This is a genomic window from Streptococcus lactarius (genome assembly GCF_016642265.1).
In the GTDB taxonomy this organism is placed as follows: domain Bacteria; phylum Bacillota; class Bacilli; order Lactobacillales; family Streptococcaceae; genus Streptococcus; species Streptococcus lactarius.
In genome coordinates, this window is record NZ_MRXX01000008.1 from 149267 (window position 1) to 151542 (window position 2276).

Annotated in this window: 1 protein-coding gene; it reads left to right on the forward strand. The window is 43.3% G+C overall.

The window, feature by feature from the left end; translation table 11 throughout:
* Positions 1-192: 192 nt before the first annotated feature.
* Positions 193-2250, forward strand: a complete 2058-nt coding sequence (locus BTU61_RS07195) for a Cna B-type domain-containing protein (protein WP_200772957.1) — start codon at positions 193-195, stop codon at positions 2248-2250.
* Positions 2251-2276: the final 26 nt, after the last annotated feature.

Genomic DNA, 2276 nt, shown 5'->3' on the forward strand with positions numbered 1-2276 from the left:
CCCACTCTCTTTTTTCTTTGTATCAAAAAAATGTACTTAAAATACAAAAAGCATATATATTAGCTTGTCTTATCAAATTAAATCGATTATAATGAAAAAAGATGGGTTGTGCTAAAAATCACAATATGTAGTGATAATTTTTTGATCAGCCTACCTTATCTAGTAGATTATGAAAAAGGAGAATCTTCGTTTATGAAACAGCGGCTCTATTCTGTTGTGTCAACAGTTGCCCTATTTTTGTTAGTGGCTTTAGGATTTGCAAGGCCTCATCATCTCACTAAAGTACAGGCAGATACGATCAATGATGTCGTGACATCTGTAAATATCTCAAAATCCACGGGTGGCGCGATTACAGATCCACTGGGAGTGTGGGAAAGTTTTCAGGTGGAAGCCAACTTTGTCCTTCCAAATGGGCGAGTAAAAGCAGGGGATCAGACCGTTATCCAACTTGGAGATGGCTTTAAGGTCTTTGAAATGGACACCATTGACCTGCTCGATCCAAGTGGTCAAAAAGTTGCGACGGCAACGGTCGATGATCAACGAAAAGTCATCACCGTGACCTATACAGACTATCCTGAAAGACTGGCCAATGTGACAGGAAAACTGCGCTTTTTTGCGCGTGTAGACCATGCGGTTGTGAAGGAGAAAAAGACGCTTGACTTTACGCTAAAAGTGGACAAGAACGTCATTTCAGGCGGAAAGATCGATTATAGAGGAGTCAATCCAGGCGAGAACCCGCCAACTCCGGAGGTCTTTAGCAAATGGGGCTGGACCAATTCAGGTGACAAATTAAAATTAACCTATACCTTGAACATTAATCAAGGACATACAGCCCTCCATAATATTGATATTTCGGACCAATTGGCCTTTACAGATGGGAAGATCAAGCCTGATTCGATTCGAATTCATACAGGGACTTGGAAGGTTAGCGATGAAGATGGTGCCTATCATTTGCGAGACACCACGAATGTTACCAAGAATTATTTACCTGTAGTGAGTGCAGATGGGCAATCTCTGACTGTCCACATTGGCGATCTAGAGCCTGCACAGGGCATGACGATTCGCTATGACGTCTATTTGGATAAGGTTCCAGCCATCAATACCAAATACAAAAACAATGCGACCATGACTGCGACAGAAATCAAGGAGCAAAATAAGGATGCTGTCATCCGCTATCAATTCCTTGATGGAAACTTTGATGGGGAGAAATATTCATTCACCATCCACAAAAAAGGAGAAAAAGGTCAAGCTCTTGCGGGCGCTGTCTTTGCTGTAACGGCAGACGCTACGGGTGAGCAAGTCGGAACCATCACGACGGATAAGGACGGTAAGGGAACTGTGAGTGGATTGACCAAGCAAGCCTATACCGTGAAGGAGATCCAAGCTCCAGTAGGCTATGTGCTCTCTGAAGAACCCCTCAAGATCAGCCCGGACGATTTTGGAAGGGGGAATAACCTTGAAATCGCCCGTGAAGTCGTGAACAAAAAAGAAAAAACCATTATCTCTGGTCAAAAAACATGGAATGACAATGACAACCAAGACGGCAAACGACCTTCAAAAATCACTGTCAATCTCCTTGCAAATGGTGTCAAAGTTGCTTCTAAAGAAGTGAAAGCTGATAAAGATGGAAATTGGCTCTATCAGTTTGACAATCTTGATCTAGTCGACGATGCTGGCCATGCTATTGCCTATAGCGTTTCAGAAGAACCTGTGAAAGGCTATGTCGCAAGTGTTGAGGGGACCAATATTACCAATATCCGTACACCAGAAGTGACAGAAGTTACGGTTAAGAAAGTCTGGGATGACAAGGAAAATAAAGATGGCCTGCGTCCAGATAAGGTAACCGTTCGGCTCCTTGCTGATGGTCAAGAAGTAGCTAGCCAAGAACTAAGTGCAGCGACTGATTGGAAGACAGCCTTTACGAATCTTCCAGTATACAAAGCAGGTAAGAAGATTGTCTACACCCTGACAGAGGATTCAGTAGCGGGTTATACAGCTAAGATTGATGGCTTCACCGTCACCAACTATCATACCCCAACGACTCCGCCAACTACACCTTCGACAACTCCTCCTACAACACCATCAAGCACGTCGGAGAAACCTCAATCGTCAACGACACCAAAAGCAGGAAAGAAAAAAATTCTTCCATCAACAGGTGAAGTCGTTGCCTACGGATTGATCGGAGTTGGTTTACTCTTAGCAATTGTAGCAGTCGGTTTGCTCTTACGTGGAAAACGAAAAGATAAATAAGATTTTGATAATGAAAAGAGAGTGGG

Excerpts from the sequence above, each read along its gene's own strand:
- BTU61_RS07195 (WP_200772957.1), top strand. The coding sequence starts at position 193 with ATGAAACAGCGGCTCTATTCTGTTGTGTCAACAGTTGCCCTATTTTTG.